Raw genomic sequence first — 23,483 nt, forward strand, 5'->3', positions numbered from 1 at the left:
ACGCAGCGGTGTGAGACGGGCATTCTTATGGATGTTCATTCGGATCCTCCGATGGATGCTGAAGCGTGGTAACTCCAGTCTCCTCGGTCCGGTCCGAATGGACAACCTCCCGAAAGCTCACAGCTAGGCCAGATCAAAGTCAGCCGAAATCAACCATGCTGCTTTGGACCGTCGGCGATGGCGTCGCGGATTTCCTTGTCCGACATGCCGGTGATGACGCGCTCGACCTCGGCGACGGTCGTCTTCTTCGGATCGATGTCGTCGGCCACCACCTTGCCCCGGCGCATGACGACGATGCGGTCGACCACCTGGAAGACGTGGTGGATGTTGTGGGCGATGAAGATGCAGGAATGGCCGGAGTCGCGGGCGCTGCGCACGAAGCTCAGCACCCCTTGCGTCTCGGCGACGCCCAGATTGTTGGTCGGCTCGTCGAGGATGATGAGGTCGCTGTCGAAATGCATGGCGCGCGCGATCGCCACCGCTTGCCGCTCGCCGCCCGACAGCGAGCCGATCGGCGTCGTCGGAGGGATGTTCTTGGTGATCCCGACTTGCCGCAGAAGATCGCGCGCCGCCGAATTCATCGCCTCCTGGTCCATGCGGTTCAGGAAGCGCGGCGCCTTGATCGGCTCGCGCCCGAGGAACAGGTTGCGCGCGATCGACAGCTGCGTGACCAGCGCCGAGTCCTGGTAGATCGTCTCGATGCCCTCAGCGATTGCATCGCTGGTGCTGCGGAAATTGACCTTCTTGCCGCGCACGAAGATATCGCCGCTGGTCAGCGGCACGGCGCCCGACAGCACCTTGATCAATGTAGACTTGCCGGCGCCGTTGTCGCCGAGCAGGCCGACGATCTCCTTTTCGTTGACGTGGAAATTGGCATCCACCAGCGCCTGCACGCGCCCGTAGGACTTGCGGATATTTTCCATGCGGATCAGCGGTTCGGCCATGGGTTCACGTTCCTGCCTGATGCCGGCGTTCGAGCCATGAATGCAGCGCCATCATGCCGAGGATGATAGCGCCGATGAAGATGTTGTAGGCAAGCCCCGGCACGCCGATCAGCACGATGCCGTTGCGCATGACGCGCAGGATCAGGATGCCGAGCACGGTGCCGATGATAGTGCCGCGCCCGCCGGTCAGCGCCGTGCCGCCGATCACCACCATGGCGATGACCTCGAGCTCGTAGCCTGTGCCGCTGTTCGGGTTGGCCGCGGACGTGCGCAGCGACGAGATCACGCCGGCCAGCGAGGCCATCAACGCCGACAGGATGAACAGGCCGACCTTGACGCGGTTGACGTTGACGCCGCGCGCCCGTGCCGCATTGGGATTGCCGCCGGCGGCCTGGATCCAGTTGCCGGTGCGGCTCTGTGTCAGCACATAGCCGAGCACGATCGCAGCACCTATGAACCAGAACAGCGAGGCATAGATGCGGAACGGCCCGACATAGAAATCGCCGACCAGGATGTTCGCCAGCCAGCTGCCTTCGGCGCTCCAGGTCCGCTGCGGAAAACCGTCGGTGACGAACAGCGCCGTGCCGCGTACGACGAGCAGCATCCCGAGCGTGACCAGGAAGGACGGGATTTTGAGCTGGGTGACGAACCAGCCATTGACCAGGCCGATCAGGGCCGCCACCACCAGCGCGATCAGCAGACCCACTTCGAGCGAGGTAACGCCACTGTTGAAGAGCGTCCACATCAGCACCGGCGAGAAGCCGAACAGCGAGCCGACTGAGAGGTCGAATTCGCCCGATGTCATCAGCAGCGTCATGGCCAGCGCGATCAGGCCGAGCTCGACGGTGAAGGCCAGGATGTTGGAGATGTTCTGCGGCGACAGGAAGTCGGGATTGATGGCCCAGAACACGACCAGCTCGACGAAGAGCAGGACGAGGGGGCCGAATTCCGACCTGCCGATCAGGCGCTGGATGAAGGAACGATTTTCCACGAAATACCCGCGACATGATTGAAACTGGCCGGATTACGCACCGCGTATGGCAGCGGGCTCCGGCGGCGGTAGCATCCAGCGCCGCGCTTCAGGTGGAAAGCACGGCGCTGGTCAATCGCGCGGGGACTTATTTGCCGGACAGGATCTTGTCGTAGACGCCGGCGGTGTCCTTCTCGTACAGCGCGCCGGTGATGACGTTGAAGCCCGGAGGAATGCCGCTGGCGGCCATGTTGGCCAGCGAAAGCGCCACATAGCTGGTCGCCTGCGGGTCCTGCCACTGCGCGGCATTGACATAGCCGTTCAGCACTTCCTGCGTGGTGTCGAGCGAGTTGCCCCACCCGACGACCGGGATTTCGCCCGGCTTGACGCCGACTTGGTCGAACACGCGCTTGATCGATCCGGTGACGAGGTCGCCCAGGCCGATGATCGCCTTCACCTTGCCCTTGTGCGCGGTGAGGTAGTCGGCCATGCGGCTGATCACCTCGGCCTGGTCGAGCGTGGCTTCGGTGATCTCGTAGGTGATGCCGGCCGGCCCGAACACGCTCTTGATGCCTTCCTCTTCCTGCACGCCATAGGTGGCGCCGGGGACCTCGACCGGCATCCAGACGAAATCGCCCTTCTTCACCAGCCCCTTGTCGACCAGATACTGCGCCCAGTGCTTGCCGAAGGTGACGTTGTCGCCGCCGACATAGGCGTTGAAGTTGGCTTTCGGGTCGGGCGTGTTGAAGTTGATGATCGGGATGTTGGCCGCGCGCGCCTCCTTGGCCAGCTCGATCAGGCTGCCCGGATCGGGGCTGGTGGTCACGATGCCGTCGGCCTTGGCCGAGATGGCGGCGCGGATCGCCTCCTGCTGCGAGGCAACGTCGCCATTGTGGAAGGACGTGTTCACCTTGTTGCCGGTGTCGCTTGCCCATTGCTTGGCGCCGGCCAGGAAATAGGTCCAGACCGGGTCGGCCGGGCCGCCATGCGAAATCCAGTAGAATGTCTTGGCCTCAGCCATCGCCGGAATGGCGATGAGCGCGATCAAGCCAAGCACGAGCAGTCTTAGCCGCGAAAGCATTCGATTTCCTCCCATGTTGAAACTCTCCTCCGCATCAAGCGCAATGCAATCGCCAGGGACCGCATCTCCTGCCAGCGCCGACCGGAACGTCCAGAGCATTCCCTTTTTCGGGCGATGGCAAGCCTCCATCGCCAATGGATGTTGGGCGAGGCGCGCACGCCATCAGCAATCCCATCAGATTGCATCAGCTGCGGTGATTATTTGCGGGCAACCGCCAGCGTTGCGCTCCGTCACCCCGCGGCGATGAGCACAAGCATCTCCCGCCGCTAGATCAAATCTGCCTTGGCCAGGTCGCGCATGAGGTGGCTGGCGCCGTAGGTCCAATGCGGACAGTCCGGCGACAGGCGCACGCGGTTGGTGAGTGCGCCGAGCTTTTCCGACGAAATGGTGACGATGTCGCCGACCTTGTGGGTGAAGCCCTTGCCCTTCTCGCCGCGATCCTTCGAGGGCACGAACATGGTGCCGAGATAGAGCGCCAGCCCGTCGGGATACTGGTGGTGCGGTCCCATTGCCGCCTTGACCAGCTCTTCCGGCGAGCGGCTGATTTCCGCCATCGAGCTCGCGCCTTCCAGCGAGAAGCCGTCCTCGCCCTCGACACTGAGCCGCACCGTGGCGCGCTTCACGTCGGCAATCGAGAAGGTCTCGTCGAACAGGCGGATGAACGGCCCGAGCGAGGCGGATGCATTGTTGTCCTTGGCCTTGCCGAGAAGCAGCGCCGAGCGTCCCTCCACATCGCGCAGATTGACATCGTTGCCGAGCGTGGCGCCGACGATGCGCCCCGAGCTGTCGGCGATCATGGCGATCTCCGGCTCCGGGTTGTTCCAGGTGGAGACGGGATGAAGCCCAACATCGGCGCCGAAGCCCACCGAGGCCATCGGCTGGCTTTTGGTGAAGATTTCGGCATCCGGGCCGATGCCCACTTCCAGATATTGCGACCAGGCGCCGCGCGAAATCAGCTTGGCCTTGATTTCCATCGCTTCCGGCGAGCCTGGCTTGAGCTTCGACAAATCGTGACCGATGAGTCCGGCAATGTCGGCGCGGATGGCGTCGGCCTTTTCCGCCGAGCCGCGCGCCTGCTCCTCAATGACGCGCTCGAGCAGGCTGACGACGAAGGTGACGCCCGAAGCCTTCACCGCCTGTAGGTCGACAGGCGAAAGCAGGATCGGCTTCTTGGCGTCTCGTTTGGCCTCAAAACTGTTCGCCGCGATGTCGGCGAGCGCGCCGATCGCCTTGCCCTTGGCCGAACGCAGGTAGTCGGCCGGATCTTTCAACTCGCAAAGATCGCGCACCGTCGGCGCCGCGCTCGAGGTGACGTCGATCACCTCGCCGTTCCGCACCGTCACCACCAGCGGATGGGCGGCTTCGCTGGTCCTCGCGCGGCCGACGAAAAGTCCGTCGGCGGGCAGGCGGGTCGGGTCGGTCATGGCACTGTCCTCTCGATTTTGCAGGGCGGCACTTTCCCCGCATTTTGCCCAAACGTCTATCCCGTTGCTGGTGCAGTCTATGGGGCCAATTGGCTTGCTAGCTCACAGCCACGGCGATCTGGCCCATCGAAACGCTCTTTCAAATTCATGAAATCGCCAATAGAATTTTCACGCAGCTCCAGCGCCGAGGTAATCTTTGCCCGCAGCCTTCTCCGATCCGGTCTGGCAAAAACCCCAAGCGGCGCCGGCGTTCCGGTCCGAGCTGTCATCCGGCGGCACGTTGGACACGATCGTTGTCGGCGGCGGCATCATGGGGCTGTCGACGGCTTTGCATGCGGCGCGCGTCGGTCTGTCGGTCCAGGTGCTGGACGCCGGCGCTATCGGGCAGGGGGCGTCCGGCCTCAATGGCGGCCAGGTCATTCCCGGCCTCAAATATGATCCGGACTGGCTGCTCAGGCATTTCGGCAAGGAACGCGGCGAAGCCCTGGTCGCGTTCGCCGCCTCGACGGCCGACGCGGTGTTCGATGTGATCCGCGACGAGAAACTGGCCGTGCCGTTCACGCGCAATGGCTGGATCCAGGCCGCGCACACCGAAACCGCGCTGAAGGCGGCGGCCAACCGTGATCGCCAATGGCGCTCGCGCGGCGCCGACGTCGAGCTGCTCGACGGGGCCGGGATCGCGGCGATGACCGGCGCCAGGGGTTATCTCGGCGGCTGGCTCGACCGCCGCGCCGGCGTCATCGATCCGCTGTCCTATACGCTCGAACTGGCCCGCGTGGCGGCGGCCGCGGGTGCGAGGATAGCCGAGCAGCAACGGGTGGTGAAGCTCGTCAAGGAGCCCGGCTTCTGGAGGGTTTCGACGCAGAGCGGCATCGAATTGCGAGCGAAGTCGGTCGTGCTCGCCACCAATGCCTATACGGATGGCCTGCTGCCTGGTCTCGCGCAAACGATCGTGCCGCTGCATTCCTTCCAGATCGCGACCGCGCCGCTGCCAGCGGACCTTGCCGCCAGCATCCTGCCCGGCGGGCAAGCCGTTTCCGATTCCCGCCGCATCCTCGTCTACTACCGCAAAAGCCCCGATGGCCGCATGGTGCTGGGCGGCCGCGGGCGCATGGCGCTACCTTCGAGCGCCGCCGACTGGGCGCATTGCGAGCGCGCGCTCATCCGCCTCTATCCGGCCCTTGCCGGCATCGCCATCGAAAAGCGCTGGTTCGGCCGCGTGGCGCTAACGCCGGATCATCTCCCGCATCTGCACGAACCGGAAAAGGGCCTGCTCGCCGTTGTCGGCTGCCAGGGCAGGGGCGTCGGCCTGATGAGCGCGCTGGGCAAGCGCATGGCGAACTACCTCGCGAGCGGCGATGCCAGGCAATTGCCGTTCCCGCTGTCGCCGATCCGGCCGATTCCGTTCCACGCTTTCCGCCAGGTCGGTGTTGCCGCGGCAATCACCTGGTACCGCATGCTCGACGCGTTCGAGCGCTGACGCCGAACGCGTGCGGTGCACAAGCGATTCAGCTTGACAGTTTCATGAATATGAAAAAGCATTAGGGAATTTCAGAATTCCGATGGGCAGTTCGATGTCTTCGACCATCGTTGCAACAAGGCCCTTGCCGGAAAACCGCATCTCGCCGGTGTTCCGCTTCGCCATGCTGCTGCCGGGCGGGCTGGTCACCTTCTTCCTCATCCTGTTCGCGCTCGGCCTTGTGGTCTTCCTCGCCTTCAGGGGCAATGACGGCTCGCTGCTCGGCGTCGGCCTGACGGCGGAGAATTTTCTCACCGTCGCCACCGATCCGCTTTACTGGACAGTGACGCTGCGCTCGCTGGTCATTGCCGGCCTGGTGACGCTCGCGACCGTCGTTACCGCCTATCCGGTCGCCTACTACCTCGCCTTCCATGCCGGCCGCCGCCGGAACCTTTTGCTTTTCCTGGTCACGCTGCCGTTCTGGACCAGCTACCTCTTGCGCGTCTTCGCCTGGAAGATCGTGCTTGCCTATAATGGCGTGCTCAACTCGGCCTTCATCGAAAGCGGCCTTTGGAAGGAGCCGACGCTTGCCTTCCTCAACACGCCGGCCGCGGTGGTGGTGACGCTCGCCCACGCTTACGCACCTTTCGCCATCCTGCCGATCTATGTGGCGCTGGACACGATCCCGAAATCGCTGCTCGAAGCCGCGTCCGATCTCGGCGCGCGGCCTTTCACCTCGTTCCGCCGCGTCGTGCTGCCGAATTCCATGCCGGGCGTGCTGGCCGCCGCGCTCGTCGTCTTCGTGCCGACGGTCGGCGACTATGTCACGCCGGCCATGGTCGGTGGTCCGGCCAGCACCATGATCGGCACGTTGATCCAGTCGCAGTTCGGCAAGGCCAATGACTGGCCGTTCGGCGCCGCACTTTCGGTCTGCGTCATGCTGGTCATCCTGTGCGTGGTGCTTCTCGGGCGCGGCGCCGACCGCCGGTTTGGCAGCCGCATATGAGCGCGCGGACCGACACCAATGCAGGCGGCGGCTGGCTCGGCCTCTATGTGCTCGGCTATCTCGTCTTCCTCTATCTGCCGGTGCTTTTGATCCCGCTGTTTTCCTTCAACAACTCCATCCAGGCGGCGTTTCCGCTGCAGGGTTTTACGCTGGACTGGTACCGCACGCTCTACGGCAATCCGGCGCTCTCCGGCGCATTGGCCAACAGTCTGATCATCGGCGTCATCGCCGCCTTAGGGGCGACGCTCTGCGGCATCACCATCTCCTATATGGACCTCTACGGCCGCTCGCCGCTCGCCGCCACGATCAGCGCCATCGCCCGGCTGCCGATCCTGATCCCCGGCGTCATCGTCGGCATTTCGCTGCTGATCCTGGTCAACCTCATCGGCCTCGGCCCGTCGCGCATCTCGATCGTTCTCGGCCATATGCTTGTCGCGTTGCCGACGACGGTGGTGGTGATGCGCAGCCGCTTCGCCGCCATTCCGAAGACGATCCGCGAGGCCGCGCTCGATCTCGGCGCTTCCGACTGGACGACATTCCGGCGTGTCATGCTGCCGCTGAGCGCGCCGGCCGTGCTGTCGGCCTTCATGCTCTCTTTCCTGATTTCCTTCGACGAGTTCATCGTCGTCTTCTTCCTCGCCGGCACCGAGCCGACGCTGCCGCTCTACATCTGGAGCCAGCTGCGCTTCCCGCGCTCGCTGCCGACCGTGATGGCGCTGGGAACGGTGATCCTCACTATCTCTTTCATCATCGCCGGCACCGCCGAAATCCTGCGCCATCGCGGCCTCGGCGCCGCGCGCCACAATCCAGCCTGAAGCACAACAAAGAAGAGGAGAACGAAAATGACTATGCACCTGAAATCGATAACCGGCCGCAAGGCCCTGGCGGGTCTTGCAGCCCTCGCCATGGCGTTGTCGTCGACAGTCGCTTTTGCCGCCGACAAGCTGCAATATTTCACCTGGTCGGGCTATGAATTGCCCGACTTCAACAAGAGCTTCCTCACCGCGCATCCCGACGGCGTCGAGGCGACGATCTTCGGCGACGACGACGATGCCTTCACCAAGGTCAAGGCCGGCTTCCGGCCCGACATCGCGCATCCCTGCTACGACAAGGTGGCGCGCTGGAACAAGGAAGGTCTGCTGCAGCCGATCGACACCAAGCGCATCAAGAACTGGGATTCGATCTTCCCGGTGTTCAAGAACCTGCCCGACATCCAGGCAGGCGACGGCAAGGTGTGGATGGTGCCGTGGGACTGGGGCAACACCTCGATCCTCTACCGCACCGATCTGGTGAAGAACCCCGAGGCGAGCTGGAAGCTTCTGTGGGACAAGCAATATGCTGGCCGCATGGCGACCATCGACGCCGTGCACGACACGCCGATCGTCGCGGCGCTGCTCGCCGGCGTGAACCCCTTCGACATGACGCCGGAGCAGATGGACAAGGTGGCCGAAAAACTGCGCGAGCAGCGGCCGCTTATGTCGAGCTACACCACCGACATGACCTCGGTGGAGCAGGCGCTGGCGAGCGGCCAGCTGGTCGCCGCCATGACCTGGAACGCGTCGGCCACCTCGCTCAAGAAGCAGGGCGTGCCGGTCGAGTTCATGAAGCCGAAGGAGGGCATGCTGACCTGGTCCTGCGGCTTCGTCATGCTCAAGGACGCCAAGAACGTCGATCTCGCCTATGACTTTATCAACAGCCGGCTCGATGCGGATTCCGGCAAGTTCCTCATCCAGTCCTACGGCTATGGCAGCTCACTCTCGACCGCCTTCGCTGGCGTCTCGAAGGACGAACTAGAGAAGCTGCAGCTGCCGGCGGATCCGGACGTGATGCTGAAGACCACCATCTTCACCGGCCCGATGAAGCAGAATGACGATGTGGCGAAGATGTTCGAGAAAGTGAAAGCCGGAGGGTGAGTGGGGCGCGGACTCCCCTTCTCCCCTTGTGGGAGAAGGTGGATCGACGCGCAGCGCCGAGACGGATGAGGGGTGTTGGAAGGAATGAGACGTTAGCATTCCCTGGAACACCCCTCATCCGTCGCCTTCGGCGACACCTTCTCCCACAAGGAGAGAAGGGGGAGCCTGGCGGCGCTGCGCCGCGCCAATGAAGAGACTGAACGAGGACCATTGCATGGATGCTTTCGACGAAGCGGCAACAAAACCGAAGGACGATGCCGACATCCGCGTCGGCCGGCGCGTGCGGGCGCTTAGGCTCGAGCGTAACCTCTCGCTGGCCGACCTAGCCGCCAAGGCCGGCATCTCCATCGGCGCGCTGAGCCAGATCGAGCGCGGCATGTCATCGCTGCGCGTCAAGGTGATCTGGCCGCTGGCGGCCGCACTCGACATCGAACCGTCGGCGCTGATCGCCGACGGCAACGAGGCGGTCAACGATCTCTATTGCGTGCGCGCCGACAAGCGGCGGCAGATCCCGGTCAAATCCGAAGGCATCGCCAAGGCTCTGCTGTCGCCGCCCGCCGCCACGCTCACCGGCATGCTGGTCACGGTCGAGGCCGGCGGCGGCACGGCGGAGGCCTACGCCCATGCCGGCCACGAATTCGGCTTCGTCATGACCGGCGAGGTCGAGCTGGTGGTCGACGCCACGACCTATGTGTTGAAAGCCGGTGACAGCTTTGCCTTCAAGAGCACGCTGCTGCATGCCTTCCGCAACCCCGGCGCCGAGCGCTGCCAGATCCTCTGGGTCAACACGACAAAACCGTCCGAGGTGCGCGATGGCGCCTGACGCGCTCGTAAGACTGCAGAAGGTTTCAAAGGTTTTTCCGGGTGGCATTGTTGGCCTTGATACCGTCGATCTCGACATTGCTTCCGGCGAGTTCCTGACCCTCCTTGGCCCTTCCGGCTGCGGCAAGACGACCAGCCTGCGGGTCATTGCCGGCTTCGAAAGCCCGACCGGCGGCAATGTCCTGCTCGAAGGCCGCGACATTACCGGCTTGAGGCCCTTCGACCGTCCGGTCAACACCGTCTTCCAGGACTATGCGCTGTTCCCGCATATGGATGTCGCGGCCAATGTCGGCTTCGGCCTGTCGCTGCGCAAAATGTCCGGCGCCGAGCAGACCAAACGCGTCCGCGATGCGCTCGACATGGTTGGTCTGGCCGACAAGCTGCGCGCCCGCGTCTCGGAGCTTTCCGGCGGCCAGCGCCAGCGCGTCGCTTTGGCCCGCGCCATCGTCTGCGAGCCGCGCGTGCTTCTGCTCGACGAGCCGCTGTCGGCGCTCGACGCGCACCTGCGCGAGCAGATGCAGGTCGAGCTGAAGCGGCTGCAATCGCGGCTCGGAACAACCTTCGTCATGGTCACGCACGACCAGACCGAGGCGCTGTCGATCTCCGACCGCATCGTCGTCATGAACAAGGGCCGCATTGAGCAGACCGCCGCGCCGGCCACGCTCTACGACCGCCCCGCGACGCGCTTCGTCGCTTCCTTCATCGGCACGATGAACCTTCTGCAATCACGCTTTGTCGGCCGCGACGGCGAGCGCCTGCGCTTCGCCGCCGGCGAGCTGCCGCTGGAGGCCACCTCCGACAGTGGCGAGATGCCGGCAGCCGGCGATACCCGCACCATCGGCGTGCGCCCGGAAGATCTTCTCGCCGCCAGCGAAGCCGCGGAAGGAACCGTGCCGGCGCGGGTCAGCGGCGTCGTCTTCCACGGCCGCACGCTGCGCCTTCATGCCGAGCTGGAGCAGGGGACATCGATCGTCATCGATGCCCCGCGTCGCGCCGACGGTTCTCAATTCAGCGTCGGCGACGTGGCGCATGTCAGCCTGCGGCGCGGCGCCAATTGCCCTGTGCTCTCGAACTGAGAGCGCCGGCTCACGACGCTTTGGCGAAGAATCCCTGATAGTCGGACTTGGCCTGCAGCAGCCGCAGGATGTTTTCGCGTGAGGCGCGCACATGCGCGCGAGCGCGCTCGCCGGCCAGAGCGACGTCGCCGGCGCAGATCGCCTCGACGATGCCGGCGTGCTCCTCGCGGGTGAGCTTCCATTCGCCCAGCCACAGAAGCTCCGCCCAGACATATTGCTGGCATTTGTCTAGGATGCCGCAGAGCATGCCGTAAAGCATCTCGTTGCCGCCAATTTCGGCGATCACCCGGTGCAGGTCGATGCCGACTTGCAGCTCCTCGAATTTTTCTCGCGTGCTGCGGTCCGGGATCGCCGCCAACCGCTCGCACTCGGCGAGCATCTCGTGCAGTTTCGCCTTGTCGGCTGCGGTCGCGTTGGCTGCCGCCAACTCGGTCGCACGCCCGTCAAGCATTTCGCGGATTTCGAATGCCTCGCGAAACATGGTGATGTTGAATTCAGCCACGACATAACCCTGGCGCGGCCGGCCGATCACCAGGCCGTCGCGCTCCAGCCGGTTGAAAGCCTCGCGCACCGGCGTGCGGCTGACCTTGAGGCGCTCGGCGATCTCGTTTTCGGTCACGCGGCCGCCCGGCGGGATCTGGCCGGTGATGATCAACGCCTTCAGCGCCTCGAACACCGAGTCGCGCAGCGTGTTCTTTTTCTCCTTGCTCAATCGTCCCGCCTCCAACGGTCAGTCATAGAATCGCAGTCTAGTGCCTTTTGGCGCCTGCTTGAACAGACCCATGTCGCGGCGCGGGGCCGCTTCGAACCGCCCTGGTTCTCCACCGCCAAAAAATCCCAAAGCCCATGTTGACATCGGCTTACCAAGAATTACACTCAAAATTGTATACAAATTCGCATACCAAATCAACGATAATGGGAACACCGGTTGGAGAAGCGAAAATGACGAAGAGACTTTGCATTCACGGCCTGGTCGCCGCCGGCCTGCTGGCTTCCGTCGCCGTTCCGGCGTCGGCTGCCGACACAATCACCGTCGCCTCATGGGGTGGCACCTATCAGGAAGCGGAGACTAAGGCCTTCTTCGATCCGACGGCCAAGGATCTCGGCATCACCATCAAGCAGGACACTACCAACGGCCTCGACGACGTGCGCCTGCAAGTCACCGGCAATGCCGTCAAATGGGACATCACCGAGCTTGGCGCCGACGAATGCGCTCGCGGTTCCAAGGAAGGCTTGTTCGAGAAACTCGACTACAACGTCATCGACAAGAGCGGCATCAACCCCAAGCTCGTGCATGACGACTGGGTCGGCATCTCCTACACCTCGGTGGTGCTTATCTACCGCACCGATGTTTTCGGCGACAAAGGGCCGAAGACCTGGGCTGATTTCTGGGATGTGCAAAAATTCCCCGGCCGCCGCGCGCTCTCCGGCAGCCAGGCGACGGAAACGCTGAGCGTCGCGGCTTTGGCCAAGGGCATTCCGATCGACAAGGTCTATCCGGTCGATATCGACGGCGCGCTGCAGTCCGTCGACAAGGTCAAGGGCCATATCGATGCCTGGTGGACCTCCGGCGCGCAGGCCATGCAGCTCGTCAAGGATGGCGAGGTCGACATGGCGAGCATCTGGAACGGCCGCGCCGGCACGCTGAAGAAGAGCGGTGCCCCGGTCAGCTTCTCCTTCGATCAGGGCGTGCTCACCGCCGACTGCATGGTCATACCGAAGGGCTCGAAGAACAAGGACATCGCCATGAAGGCGCTGGCCAAATTCGTCAGCCCCGATCTCCAGGCAAACCTGCCGCTCTATGTCGACAACGGCCCGGCCAACGAGAAGGCGTTCGAGACCGGCAAGATCCCGCCCGAGCGCATCAAGGACATCAATTCCGCGCCCGAGAACGTCAAGAAGCAGGTGCTGCAGGATCCCGCCTTCTGGCGCGACACCCTCGTCGAGGCGACGGAGAAATTCAACAACCTGATCCAGCAATGACGATCGTACTGGAGCGGCGTTCTCGCGGCGCCGCTCCGCATCGTTTCGCAAAAATGATCCGGAGTTGAAGGAGATGCTCTTGTCTCTCGCGCAGTCCGCGCTGCCAATCGGCATAAGCGGTATCGAGAAGCGCTTCGGTGCTGTCTCCATCCTCAGCGATCTCAGCCTCGATGTCGCTGCGGGCGAATTCCTGACGCTGCTCGGGCCGTCCGGCTCGGGAAAGACGACGCTCTTGATGATCCTGGCCGGCTTCGTGCGGGCCAATGCGGGATCGATCAAGGTCGGCGGTGAGGAGATCATCACCATGCCGCCGCACAAGCGCAACATCGGCATGGTGTTCCAGAACTATGCGCTGTTCCCGCATATGAACGTCTTCCACAACATCGCCTTTCCGCTGAAGCAACGCCGCGTATCGGCGGCCGAAACGGCTGAACGCGTCGAACGGGCATTGGACCTGGTGCAGTTGAAAGGCCTTGGCGAGCGCCGTGTCGACCAGCTCTCCGGCGGCCAGCGCCAGCGCGTGGCCCTGGCCCGCGCCATCGTCTTCGAGCCGCGCATCGTCTTGATGGACGAGCCGCTGTCGGCGCTCGACAAGAGCCTGCGCGAGCATATGCAGATCGAGCTGCGCAACCTGCATCGCAGGCTTGGCATGACGACGGTCTACGTCACGCATGACCAGCGCGAGGCCATCACCATGTCGGACCGCATCGCCGTCATGAATGCCGGGCGCATCGAGCAGATCGACCAGCCCGAAGTTCTTTACGCCAGGCCGCGGACGAAGTTCGTTGCCGGCTTCATCGGCGAGTCCAACTTCGTTCCCGTCGAGTGTCGCAATGGCAGCGTCTGGTACGAGGACAGGAAGTTGCGCATGAACGATGCGGCACCATCCACTGGACGGCATCTGATGGTGGTGCGGCCGGAAAAGCTGCGCCTGGTCGCCGATGCCGACGAGACCGGCGGCGTCAACCTGCTGCCGGCGACCGTCGGCGACGTCATCTATCAAGGCGACAGCTTCGTCTGCTACGCGACGCTCAAGGACGGTCGCCAGGTGACTTTGCGCGACTATTGCCGCTCCGACGTGCTGGCGAAATTGCCAGCGCCAGGCGAGCCGATCACGCTCGGCATCGATGCGCAGGATGTCGTGCTGGTGGCGGATCAATGAGCATCGTGTCCGCCAGCCTCGACCATGCCGGCGGGCCCGATGGCGCGCTCAATGGCGATGCGCTCAACGCCGACGCGAGGCGGGAAGCGCGCGGCCTGTTCGCGCTCTTATCGCCGGGGTTGTTTCTTGTCTTCGCCGTCATCATCGTGCCGATCGGCTGGCTGTTCTGGCTCTCGCTGTTCGATGAGAGCGGTCAGCTCAGCGCCGCCAATTACGCGCGCTTCTTCGAGCAGGCCTCGTATATCAAGACCTTCGTGACCACCTTCAAGGTGGCCTTCATCGTGACCGGCGCCTGCGTGCTGTTCGGCTATCCGCTGGCCTATATGCTGTCGCAGCTGCCGCGCCGCGCGGCGTCGATTTGCCTGATCTTCGTCATCCTGCCCTTCTGGACCTCGGTGCTGGTGCGCACCTATGCCTGGCTGGTGATCTTGCAGCGCAAGGGGCTGGTCAACACGTGGCTTATGGATCTCGGCGTGATCGGCCAGCCGCTGCCGCTCGCCAACAATTTCGCCGGCGTCGTCATCGGCATGACCCACATCATGCTGCCCTTCCTGGTGCTGCCGCTCTACGCCTCGATGAAGACCATCGATGTCGATTGCCTGCGCGCCGGCATGAATCTCGGCGCCAGCCCGGCCGCCACCTTCCGGCAGATATTCTTCCCGCTGTCGCTGCCGGGTTTGGCTTCGGGCGTGGTCATCGTCTTCGTGCTTTGTCTCGGCTTCTTCGTCACGCCGGCGCTGATGGGCGGCGGCAAGGTGATTATGTGGGCGATGCGCATGGAGCAGACCACCAGCCTCTATTCCAACTGGGGCGCGGGCGCGGCGCTAGGGGTCGTGCTCCTCGCCGTCACGCTGGCACTGCTCGGCCTCTTCCACTGGCTGCTCGGCGCCCGCGCCACCGGGGTCTGGAGCCGGCGATGAGCATGGAAAACGCCCTGCCGATCTCGCATCGGCAACGCCTCTGGCTCTACGCGCTCGGCGGCCTTGTCATGCTGTTCCTGATCGCCCCGTCGGTGATCATCGTCATCATGTCGTTCTCCGACTCCACGCTCCTAGAGTTCCCGCCGCAGGAATGGTCGCTGCGCTGGTATGAAAGCTATTTCGGCTCGGTCGAATGGCGCGACGCCACCATTGTCTCGGTCAAGGTGGCGGTGATGACGGCGATCGTTGCAACCTTGCTCGGCACCGCAGCCGCCTACGCCATCAACGCCCGCACGCTGCGGCTGACCAGCGCAATCAACGCGCTGCTCACGGCATCGCTGATCATCCCGGTCATCCTGATCGGCATCGGCACCTTCTTCCTCTATGCCCGCATCGGCCTCAACAACACGCTGACCGGCCTCGTGATCGCCCATACCGTGCAGGCGTTGCCGCTGGTCGTGCTCACCGTGCTTTCCGGCTTGCGTTCCTACGACATGAACCAGGAGATGGTGGCGCGCAGCCTCGGCGCCGGTCGGTTCTCAGCCTTCTTCCAGGTGACGATGCCACAAATAAGATTCTCGATGGTCTCGGGCGCGCTGTTTGCCTTCATCACCTCCTTCGACGAGGTGGTGGTGTCGCTGTTTATCTCCGGCGGCGAGACCACGACGCTGACGCGGCGCATGTTCAATGCGCTGCGCGACCAGATCGATCCGACGATCGCCGCCATTTCGACTTGCCTGATCGTGCTATCGATCGTCTTGTTGTCCGCCGCCCAGCTTTTCGGCCGCGGACGTTGATTTGAGGGACACCAAAACCAGCATGCGTGACTTTCAGTTTCCCGGCCGCTCGCCGGTCCGCGCCACCGAAGCGATGGCCGCGACCTCGCATCCGCTTTCCACCTTGGCCGCCATCGACATGCTGCGCTCCGGCGGCAACGCCATGGACGCCGCAGTCTGTGCGGCTGCGGTGCAGGCCGTGGTCGAGCCGCAGTCCACCGGCATCGGCGGCGACTGCTTTGTGCTCTATTGCCCGAAAGGGCAGGGCGAGGTGATCGCCTTCAACGGCTCGGGTCGTGCCCCCGGCGCCGCAACGGTCGAGTGGTACCTCGACAAGGGGTTCAACGAGCTGCCGAAGCAGGGCCCGCACGCGGTCACGGTTCCCGGCGCCGTCGATGCCTGGTGCCGGTTGCTAGAAGATCATGGCCGCAAGGGCATCGCCGACGCGCTCGCTCCCGCCATTCGCTATGCGGAAGAAGGCTATGTCGTGCACGACCGCGTCGCTTTCGACTGGCACGACCCCGAGACCGACCTGTCGGCGGACGAGGTGGCAACGCGCATCTTCCTGCCGGGCGGCAAGCCCCCAAAGGCGGGTGACATCCATCGCCAGCCGGAACTGGCGGAGACCTTGCGCATCATCGCCAAAAAAGGCCGCGCCGGATTCTATGAAGGCGCGGTCGCGGACGATTTGGTCGGACGGCTTCTCGCGCTCGGCGGGCTGCACACGCTGGAAGACTTCGCCGCCACGAAGGGCGATTACCGGACTCCGGTCAGCACCTCCTATCGCGGTCACGACATCCACCAGATGCCACCGAACAACCAGGGCCTGACCGCGCTTCTGATGCTGAACGTGCTTTCGGGCTTCGACCTCGGCAGGCTCGATCCCGAGGGTGCCGAGCGCCTGCATCTGGAGATCGAGACAGGGCGTCTCGCTTACCAGGACCGCGACGCGTTTTTCGCCGACCAGGATCACGTCGACGTGCCGGTCAAAGCGCTGCTCTCCGGCGCCTATGCCGACAGCTTGCGCGCCGCGATCGATCCCGAGCGCGCCATGACCCATCTGCCGCGTCTCGATCCTCCCCGCAGCGACACGGTCTATATCAGCGTCGTCGACCGCGACCGCAATGCGGTGAGCTTCATCAACTCGACCTACTATTCCTTCGGCAGCGGCATCGTCGGCCCCAAGACCGGCGTCGTGTTGCAGAACCGTGGCTCCAGCTTTCGCCTCGACCCGAAGCATCCGAATGCGATAGCGCCCGGCAAGCGGCCGATGCACACGATCATGCCGGGCATGATGACCAAGGGCGGCCGTGCGGTGATGCCGTTCGGCGTCATGGGCGGTGGCTACCAGCCCTTCGGCCATGTGCATCTTTTGACCAACATGATCGACTTCGGCATGGACCCGCAGCAGGCGATCGACGCGGCCCGCGTGTTCTACAACCACGACGTCGTCGAGGCCGAGCGAAGCGTGTGTCCCGATGCCGTTGAAGGTCTGCGTCGGCGTGGTCATCGTGTGGTGGAACCCGATCATCCGCTGGGCGGCGGGCAGGCGGTGCTGATCGATTGGGAAAAGGGCACACTGACCGGCGCCTCCGATCCGCGCAAGGACGGGCTGGCGCTCGGATATTGAGCAGCGCTGGACATCGGCCGATCCTTCGAAACATAGTCTGGAACCATGACAAACAGCGAAAACGCCACTGATCTCGCTTATCGCCTCGCGCCCGGCGCGGAAGACGCGCCGGCCGTCGCCGCGCCCGAACGGACAACCCTCTCGCATGGCGGGCTGCGCCGGCTGATCCGCGATACCGTGGCACGGCTCAACGCTCTGGGCATCGGCCGTGGCGACCGCGTCGCCATCGTGTTGCCGAACGGCCCGGAGATGGCGACGGCTTTCATCGCCGTGGCGGCGGCCGCGTCCACCGCGCCGCTCAATCCTGCCTACCGGGCCGACGAGCTCGATTTTTATCTGAGCGACATCGGCGTCAAGGCAATCCTCGTCGGCGAGGGTGAGGCAGGTCCGTCGGTCGAGGTTGCAGAACGCCTCGGCATCCCGGTGCTTCGTCTGGTCGTGCCGGAGGGATCGCCCGCCGGTGTCTTCACAATCGCGGGCGACCCGGTCGGTTCGCCGGTCGCGTCCGGCCTGGCCGAGGGCGGCGACATTGCGCTCCTTCTGCACACCTCAGGCACCACCTCGCGTCCGAAACTTGTGCCGCTGAGCCACGCCAATCTCGCCGCATCCGCGACGCATATAGGCGCCACGCTCGGCCTGACGCCGGCAGATCGCTGCCTCAACATCATGCCGTTGTTCCACATCCATGGCCTGATCGCGGCGGTGCTGTCCTCGCTTGCTGCCGGCGGCAGCGTTTTCTGCACACCGGGCTTTAACGCGCTGCGTTTCTTCCAGTGGCTCTCCGAAGCCAAACCGACCTGGTACACCGCCGTGCCGACCATGCATCAGGCGATCCTGCCGCGCGCCGCCCGCAATCCGGAGCAGCTCGCTGAGGCGAAATTGCGCTTCATCCGTTCGTCGTCTGCATCGCTCCCGGCGCAAGTGATGGCCGAACTGGAAGCGACCTTCGGCTGCCCGGTGATCGAATCCTACGGCATGACCGAGGCCGCGCATCAGATGGCGTCCAATCGCCTACCGCCCGGACTGCGCAAGCCCGGCAGCGTCGGCGCGTCGGCCGGACCGGAAGTCGCCGTCATGGCGCCGGACGGACGGCTGCTCAAATCTGGCGAGATCGGCGAGATCGTCATTCGCGGCCCGAACGTCACCGCGGGCTATGAGAAGAACCCGGAGGCCAATGCCAGCGCCTTCGCCCATGGCTGGTTCCACACCGGCGACCAGGGCGTGCTCGACGAGGACAATTACCTCCGCGTCACCGGCCGGTTGAAGGAGATCATCAACCGCGGCGGCGAAAAGATCTCGCCGCTCGAGGTCGACGAAGTGCTGATGGACCATCCGGCGGTGGCGCAGGTCGTCACCTTCGCCATGCCGCACGACAAACTGGGTGAAGAGGTGGCGTCCGCTGTCGTGTTGCGCGAAGGCCAGAGCGCCAGCGAAGCCGACATTCGGGGTTTTGCCGCGACGCGGCTCGCCGATTTCAAGGTACCGCGCAAGGTCGTGATCCTCGATGAGATTCCGAAGGGCGCCACCGGCAAGCTGCAGCGCATAGGCCTCTCCGCGAAGCTCGGGCTCGGCTGATGCGCGTTACAGTCTTTGGCGCCGGCGCCATCGGCGGCTACCTTGCCGCCAAGCTGGCGATCGCCGGCTCCGTCGATCTGTCGATCGTGGCGCGCGGCGCGCATCTGGAGGCGATCAAGGCCGATGGGCTTCGCCTGGTCGAAGACGGCAACGAGACAGTCGCGCGGGTGAGGGCGGCTGCGCGCTCCGAGGACCTCGGCGTGCAGGACTATGTCGTGCTGGCGCTGAAGGCGCATTCACTAGCGCCGGCGCTCGGAGAGATCGCGCCGCTGCTGGGCGAGGGGACCGCCGTCGTCACCATGCAGAACGGCGTGCCCTGGTGGTATTTCCACAAGGCGGGCGGCGCGCTCGAAGGCACGCGGCTCAACGCGGTCGATCCGGGCGGGGTGATCTGGCAGCGCATCCGACCGGAGCGCGTCATCGGTTCCGTCGTCTATCCGGCCGTCGAGGTCGATGCGCCGGGCCTGATTCGACATATCGAAGGCACGCGCTTTTCGCTGGGCGAACCTTCCGGTGAGAAGAGCGAGCGAGCCACCGCGCTGGCGCGCGAAATGGTCAAGGCCGGGCTGCAGGCGCCGGTGCGCGAGGACGTCCGCTCGGAGATCTGGGTGAAACTCTGGGGCAATCTCTCCTTCAACCCCATTTCGGCGCTGACCGGCGCCACGCTTGCGGTGATCGTCGCCGACGAAGGCACGCGCGCCGTCGCCCGCGCCATGATGCTGGAGGCGCAGGCGATCGGCGAAAGTCTCGGCGTGCGCTTCCTCATTCCCGTCGACCGCCGCATCAAAGGAGCCGGCGGTGTCGGCGAGCACAAGACCTCGATGCTGCAGGACCTCGAGCGCGGCCGCCCGATGGAGATCGACGCGCTGGTTACCGCCGTGCAGGAGCTCGGGCGCCTGACCGGCCAGCCGACGCCGACCATCGACGGCGTGCTGGCGTTGGTGCGGCGCCTGGCGATCGAGCGCGGGTGTTATTGACTTCATAGACACGAAGATCGTCCGCCCTTGACTCCTACCTGCCTTCCCGGTCCGACGCCCCATCCGACCCGGAAGGACTTGCGGAGAAACGGAGCCGATGCGAACCTCGCCGCACCATGGCTCGCGCGCGTTCCGATTCTCCTCTTCTCTTTGAAATGGTCGAAAAGCCCGACTTCTCGATCGAGACCAAGGCGATGGCCGACGGGCTGTGGCCGGTAGCCGGCATGGACGAGGCTGGCCGCGGTCCGCTCGCCGGGCCCGTGGTGGCCGCAGCGGTGGTGCTCGACCCCGCCAATATTCCCGAGGGTCTCGACGATTCCAAGCGCCTGACTCATTTGCAGCGCGAGGCGCTGTTTCTCAAGATTCTCGGCTCCGCGCTCAGTGTCTCGATGGCCTCGATCAGCGCCGAAGGCATCGACAACAGCAACATCCTCAAAGCCAGCCTGGAAGCGATGCGCCGCGCCGCCGGCGGCCTGTCGCTACAGCCGAAGCTTGCCTTGGCCGATGGCCGCGACGTTCCGCCCGGCCTCGCCTGCGAGGGCCGGGCACTGATCAAGGGCGACCAGCGCTCGCAGTCGATCGCCGCCGCATCGATCGTCGCCAAGGTGATGCGCGACCGCATGATGTGTGGCTGCGGAGGACACCACGCGCATTACGGCTTCGAGGTCCATATGGGCTATGCGACGGTCCGGCACCGCACCGCCATCGAGATGCACGGGCCGGTGGCAAGGCTGCACCGCGCGTCGTTCGCGCCGTTCCGGTTGGGTGGCGCCGAGGTGGTTGAGGAAGAAGAGGGCTTCGCCGGGTTGGAGTAACATAATCTCCCCCCTTGAGCGGGAGATGGCCGGCAGGCAGAGGGGGTCGCTGCGCGTAAAGCGCCGACGCCTTCCGCGACAGCAAATGAAGTCGGCGCTCTACGTGAGACGACCCCCCTCTGTCGTCTTCGGCGACATCTCCCCCTCGAGGGGGGAGACTATCCCCGCCCAACAAAAAAGCCGCCGGGTTGCCCAGGCGGCTTTTTGATTCGTAACTGCGATCAGCTCAGTTCAGCTTGGCCTTCACGTCGTCCAGCGCCGACTTGAACAGGTCCGCGCCGGCCTTGGCGTCGACCTTGGCGGCGAGCAGCGCGCGGGCGGCCTCGACGGCGATGTCGACGGCGCTGGCGCGCACTTCGCTGACGGCTTCACGCTCGGCTTGGCTGATCTTCTGCTCGGCAAGAGCGGTGCGGCGGGCGACGTAGTCCTCCGTCTTCTTGTGCGCCTCGGAGGCAAGCAGTTCAGCCTCGCGCTTGGCCGCGGCGACAATGTCGGCGGCCTCCTTCTCGGCTTCCTTGCGCTTCTGCTGATACTGGCCGAGCAGCTGCTGGGCCTCTTCGCGAAGGCGGCGGGCCTCTTCAAGTTCGCTGCTGATCTTGGCCGCGCGGGCGTCGAGCGACTTGGTCAGCATGCCCGGCACCTTCAGATAGATGACGGCACCGAGGAAGATGAATAGGGCGATAGCGGCCCAGAGCGTGGCGAGTGATGTGGCGTCCATGATCCCGCTCCTCACCGGCTCGCGGATTTGACCGCGGCCGCGACCTCGGACTTGTCGGCCTTGCCGCCGACAAGCGCTTCGACGATGGCCGACGTGGTGTCCTCGGCGATCGTGCCGACTTCCTTCATCGCCTTGGCCTTGATCGAGGCGATGCTCGCCTCGGCCTCGCCAAGCTTCTTCTCAAGCTCGGCCTCGAGCTTCTTGCGCGTGCCCTCGGCCTCGGCCTTGGCTGCGTCGTTCGCCTGTTGGCCGATCTTGTTGGCGTTGGCCTTGGCCTCCGCCAGTTCCTGCTCATAGGCAGCAACGGCGGCGTCCGCCTCGCCCTTCAGCCTTGCGGCATGGTCGAGATCCTGGGTGATGCGGTCGTTGCGGACATCGATGATGCCGCCAAGACGCGGCATCACAACCCGCTTCAGGAACAGATAGAAGAGCCCGAAGGTGATGACCAGCCACAGGATCTGCGACGGGAAGGTCGCGGCATTGAACGGCGGGAAGGTTTCATGCTCCGCGGCAGGCACCGCGGTGCCCGCATGCGTATCGCCCTCGGCCGCGGCCGGCGCTGTTTCTTGCGCATAGGCAGATGTCACGAACATCTCATTCCCCTGTCCATTCAGCGGGGCCGCACCATGCGGCCCCTTTCGTCAGCTCTGGCTCTTACTTGAAGACCAGGAGCAGAGCGATCAGGAGCGAGAAGATGCCCAGAGCTTCGGTCACGGCGAAGCCGAAGATCAGGCGGCCGAACTGGCCGTCAGCAGCCGACGGGTTGCGGAGCGCACCCGAGAGGTAGCTGCCGAAGATGTTGCCGAGGCCGATGCCCGCGCCGCCCATGCCGATGCAGGCGATACCAGCGCCGATAGCAGCTGCTGCAGTTGCGTCCATTTCAAAACTCCTGTGGTTGCTTGTTCGTTGCAGTTGGTACGTTGGGTATGCTGGCGCCGGGGCGCCGGTAAAAATCGATCAGTGGCTCGGGTGCAGCGCGTCGTTGAGATACATGCAGGTCAGCACCGCGAAGACGTAGGCCTGCAGGAAGGCGACCAGCAGTTCGAGCGCCGTTAAGGCGACCGCCATGGCGAGCGGCAGCACCGAGCCGGCAATACCGACAGCGCCAAGCGCGCTGAGGCTGACGACGAAGCCCGAGAACACTTTCAGCGTGATGTGGCCGGCCAGCATGTTGGCAAAAAGACGAACCGAAAGGCTGACCGGGCGCGAGACGAAGGAAATGACTTCGATCGCCACCACCAGCGGCAGGAGATAGCCCGGCACGCCATGCGGCACGAACAGCTTGAGGAAGCCAAGGCCATGCTTGGCGAAGCCGTAGACGATGACGGTGCCGATCACCAGCGCGGCAAGCGTGAAGGTGACGATGATGTGGCTGGTGACGGTGAAGAAGTACGGAAACAGGCCGATCAGATTGGCGACCAGCACGAACATGAACAGCGAAAACACCAGCGGGAAGAACTGCATGCCCTGCTTGCCGGCGGCGTCGCGCAGCATGTTGCCGACGAACTCGTAGGCCATTTCAGAGACAGACTGCAGGCGGCCCGGGATCAGGGCGCGGCTGGCGGTGCTCATATAGAGGAAGGCGGAAGCGACGAGGACCGTCACGACCATGAACAGAGCGGAATTGGTGAACGAGACGTCGTAGCCGCCGATATGCAGCGGGATGATCGGATGGATCTGGAACTGGTGGATCGGGTCGACCTTGTCAGCAGCAGCCACTTTTTATCCCCGTCAAAGCCACAACCGGCTTTTTAAGTTTCTTTGGCGCCTGACGGCGCCTGTTTCATTTCTTCGGTTCGTGCGGCTTGCCGCTCTGGCCGAATTCCGATGCCAGTCCCGCCGAACGCAGGACATTGAGTATACCTGCGCCGAAGCCCAGCAAAAGGCCCACGATCAGACCCCACGGCGCTGTTCCCGCCACGCGGTCGATGAACCAGCCCAAGCCGACACCGACCACCACTCCGGCGATGAACTCGCTGGACAGTTTCAGTGCCTGACCGTAACCGGTCGCAGCTTTCGCTTCGTCTTTCCCCTCGAGCCGGTCCGTGCGTCTCGTCGCGAGCGATGCTTCGAGTTCGCGCCGGCGGCGCTCAAGTTCGTCGTCGCGGATGGTGGCTTCTGGCTGCCTGCCGCGGCCGGTTTCTCCGGTTCCGTCTGGCCCGGTTTTGTCGGCCATCGCAACCCCCCTGCCCGGGCAGACGATTGCCGTCCGTCCGCTTCTAAAGTCGCCGG

The 23,483-nt window shown here is 64.4% G+C and carries 24 protein-coding genes; 14 read left to right on the forward strand and 10 right to left on the reverse strand.

Annotation, left to right across the window (positions count from 1 at the left end):
* Positions 1 to 149 precede the first annotated feature (149 nt).
* The 4 genes from EN869_RS00005 to EN869_RS00020 form a co-directional block, all read right to left on the reverse strand.
* Positions 150 to 944 carry an ATP-binding cassette domain-containing protein gene (locus EN869_RS00005; RefSeq protein WP_127230895.1) on the reverse strand — a complete coding sequence of 265 codons (795 nt, stop codon included), beginning with the start codon at positions 942 to 944 and terminating at the stop codon, positions 150 to 152.
* 4 nt (positions 945 to 948) lie between these two features.
* Entirely contained in the window at positions 949 to 1,935 is a 987-nt protein-coding gene (locus EN869_RS00010) for an ABC transporter permease (protein WP_127230896.1), read from the reverse strand.
* Between the two features lie 127 nt (positions 1,936 to 2,062).
* Positions 2,063 to 2,995: a substrate-binding domain-containing protein gene (locus EN869_RS00015; protein WP_127230897.1), complete on the reverse strand. Its 933-nt coding sequence runs from the start codon at positions 2,993 to 2,995 to the stop codon at positions 2,063 to 2,065.
* Between the two features lie 266 nt (positions 2,996 to 3,261).
* Positions 3,262 to 4,419: a fumarylacetoacetate hydrolase family protein gene (locus EN869_RS00020; protein WP_127230898.1), complete on the reverse strand. Its 1,158-nt coding sequence runs from the start codon at positions 4,417 to 4,419 to the stop codon at positions 3,262 to 3,264.
* A gap of 196 nt (positions 4,420 to 4,615) precedes the next feature.
* Here EN869_RS00020 and EN869_RS00025 point away from each other — a divergent pair, with 196 nt between their 5' ends.
* The 6 genes from EN869_RS00025 (at position 4,616) to EN869_RS00050 (ending at position 10,695) form a co-directional block, all read left to right on the forward strand.
* The gene (locus EN869_RS00025) at positions 4,616 to 5,899 is read left to right on the forward strand and encodes an FAD-dependent oxidoreductase (RefSeq protein ID WP_127229609.1); all 1,284 of its coding nucleotides are present in this window, start codon (positions 4,616 to 4,618) and stop codon (positions 5,897 to 5,899) included.
* 94 nt (positions 5,900 to 5,993) lie between these two features.
* Positions 5,994 to 6,884, forward strand: a complete 891-nt coding sequence (locus EN869_RS00030; RefSeq protein ID WP_127229608.1) for an ABC transporter permease — start codon at positions 5,994 to 5,996, stop codon at positions 6,882 to 6,884.
* Complete coding sequence (locus EN869_RS00035) at positions 6,881 to 7,699, forward strand: ABC transporter permease (protein ID WP_127229607.1); 819 nt, start codon at positions 6,881 to 6,883, stop codon at positions 7,697 to 7,699. The genes EN869_RS00030 and EN869_RS00035 overlap by 4 nt, the downstream gene beginning before the upstream one ends.
* 27 nt (positions 7,700 to 7,726) lie before the next feature.
* Positions 7,727 to 8,797: an ABC transporter substrate-binding protein gene (locus EN869_RS00040; protein ID WP_127229606.1), complete on the forward strand. Its 1,071-nt coding sequence runs from the start codon at positions 7,727 to 7,729 to the stop codon at positions 8,795 to 8,797.
* 214 nt (positions 8,798 to 9,011) lie between these two features.
* Complete coding sequence (locus EN869_RS00045; protein ID WP_127229605.1) at positions 9,012 to 9,620, forward strand: cupin domain-containing protein; 609 nt, start codon at positions 9,012 to 9,014, stop codon at positions 9,618 to 9,620.
* On the forward strand, positions 9,610 to 10,695 hold the full coding sequence (locus EN869_RS00050; protein WP_127229604.1) for an ABC transporter ATP-binding protein: 1,086 nt from the start codon (positions 9,610 to 9,612) through the stop codon (positions 10,693 to 10,695). The genes EN869_RS00045 and EN869_RS00050 overlap by 11 nt, the downstream gene beginning before the upstream one ends.
* Before the next feature lie 10 nt (positions 10,696 to 10,705).
* Here EN869_RS00050 and EN869_RS00055 read toward each other — a convergent pair whose 3' ends face one another.
* Positions 10,706 to 11,407, reverse strand: coding sequence for a GntR family transcriptional regulator (locus EN869_RS00055; RefSeq protein ID WP_167498744.1), 702 nt, complete (start codon positions 11,405 to 11,407; stop codon positions 10,706 to 10,708).
* 230 nt (positions 11,408 to 11,637) lie between these two features.
* Here EN869_RS00055 and EN869_RS00060 point away from each other — a divergent pair, with 230 nt between their 5' ends.
* From EN869_RS00060 to EN869_RS00095, 8 genes are all read left to right on the forward strand, one after another.
* A complete protein-coding gene (locus EN869_RS00060) occupies positions 11,638 to 12,678 on the forward strand; it encodes an ABC transporter substrate-binding protein (RefSeq protein WP_127229602.1) in 1,041 nt (346 codons plus the stop codon).
* 79 nt (positions 12,679 to 12,757) lie between these two features.
* Positions 12,758 to 13,840: an ABC transporter ATP-binding protein gene (locus EN869_RS00065; RefSeq protein ID WP_127229601.1), complete on the forward strand. Its 1,083-nt coding sequence runs from the start codon at positions 12,758 to 12,760 to the stop codon at positions 13,838 to 13,840.
* A complete protein-coding gene (locus EN869_RS00070) occupies positions 13,837 to 14,760 on the forward strand; it encodes an ABC transporter permease (RefSeq protein ID WP_127229600.1) in 924 nt (307 codons plus the stop codon). The genes EN869_RS00065 and EN869_RS00070 overlap by 4 nt, the downstream gene beginning before the upstream one ends.
* The gene (locus tag EN869_RS00075; RefSeq protein ID WP_127229599.1) at positions 14,757 to 15,557 is read left to right on the forward strand and encodes an ABC transporter permease; all 801 of its coding nucleotides are present in this window, start codon (positions 14,757 to 14,759) and stop codon (positions 15,555 to 15,557) included. Before EN869_RS00070 ends, EN869_RS00075 begins: the two co-directional genes overlap by 4 nt.
* Before the next feature lie 22 nt (positions 15,558 to 15,579).
* Complete coding sequence (gene ggt, locus EN869_RS00080) at positions 15,580 to 17,166, forward strand: gamma-glutamyltransferase (protein WP_127229598.1); 1,587 nt, start codon at positions 15,580 to 15,582, stop codon at positions 17,164 to 17,166.
* A gap of 45 nt (positions 17,167 to 17,211) precedes the next feature.
* Positions 17,212 to 18,741, forward strand: coding sequence for an acyl--CoA ligase (locus EN869_RS00085; protein ID WP_127229597.1), 1,530 nt, complete (start codon positions 17,212 to 17,214; stop codon positions 18,739 to 18,741).
* Complete coding sequence (locus EN869_RS00090) at positions 18,741 to 19,718, forward strand: 2-dehydropantoate 2-reductase (protein ID WP_127229596.1); 978 nt, start codon at positions 18,741 to 18,743, stop codon at positions 19,716 to 19,718. The genes EN869_RS00085 and EN869_RS00090 overlap by 1 nt, the downstream gene beginning before the upstream one ends.
* Positions 19,719 to 19,834: 116 nt before the next feature.
* A complete protein-coding gene (locus EN869_RS00095) occupies positions 19,835 to 20,533 on the forward strand; it encodes a ribonuclease HII (protein ID WP_127229595.1) in 699 nt (232 codons plus the stop codon).
* Positions 20,534 to 20,759: 226 nt separating this feature from the next.
* Here the strand turns inward: EN869_RS00095 and EN869_RS00100 are convergent, their stop codons facing one another.
* From EN869_RS00100 to EN869_RS00120, 5 genes are all read right to left on the reverse strand, one after another.
* Positions 20,760 to 21,251: a F0F1 ATP synthase subunit B gene (locus tag EN869_RS00100; protein ID WP_127229594.1), complete on the reverse strand. Its 492-nt coding sequence runs from the start codon at positions 21,249 to 21,251 to the stop codon at positions 20,760 to 20,762.
* Between the two features lie 11 nt (positions 21,252 to 21,262).
* Positions 21,263 to 21,844, reverse strand: coding sequence for a F0F1 ATP synthase subunit B (locus tag EN869_RS00105; protein WP_127229593.1), 582 nt, complete (start codon positions 21,842 to 21,844; stop codon positions 21,263 to 21,265).
* A 61-nt stretch (positions 21,845 to 21,905) separates the two neighbouring features.
* Positions 21,906 to 22,130, reverse strand: coding sequence for a F0F1 ATP synthase subunit C (locus EN869_RS00110; RefSeq protein WP_027164582.1), 225 nt, complete (start codon positions 22,128 to 22,130; stop codon positions 21,906 to 21,908).
* Positions 22,131 to 22,208: 78 nt separating this feature from the next.
* Positions 22,209 to 22,970, reverse strand: a complete 762-nt coding sequence (locus EN869_RS00115) for a F0F1 ATP synthase subunit A (protein ID WP_127229592.1) — start codon at positions 22,968 to 22,970, stop codon at positions 22,209 to 22,211.
* A 64-nt stretch (positions 22,971 to 23,034) separates the two neighbouring features.
* On the reverse strand, positions 23,035 to 23,427 hold the full coding sequence (locus EN869_RS00120) for an AtpZ/AtpI family protein (RefSeq protein ID WP_127229591.1): 393 nt from the start codon (positions 23,425 to 23,427) through the stop codon (positions 23,035 to 23,037).
* Between the last annotated feature and the right edge of the window lie 56 nt (positions 23,428 to 23,483).

The organism is Mesorhizobium sp. M2D.F.Ca.ET.226.01.1.1, assembly GCF_004022705.2.
Classification (GTDB): Bacteria; Pseudomonadota; Alphaproteobacteria; order Rhizobiales; family Rhizobiaceae; genus Mesorhizobium.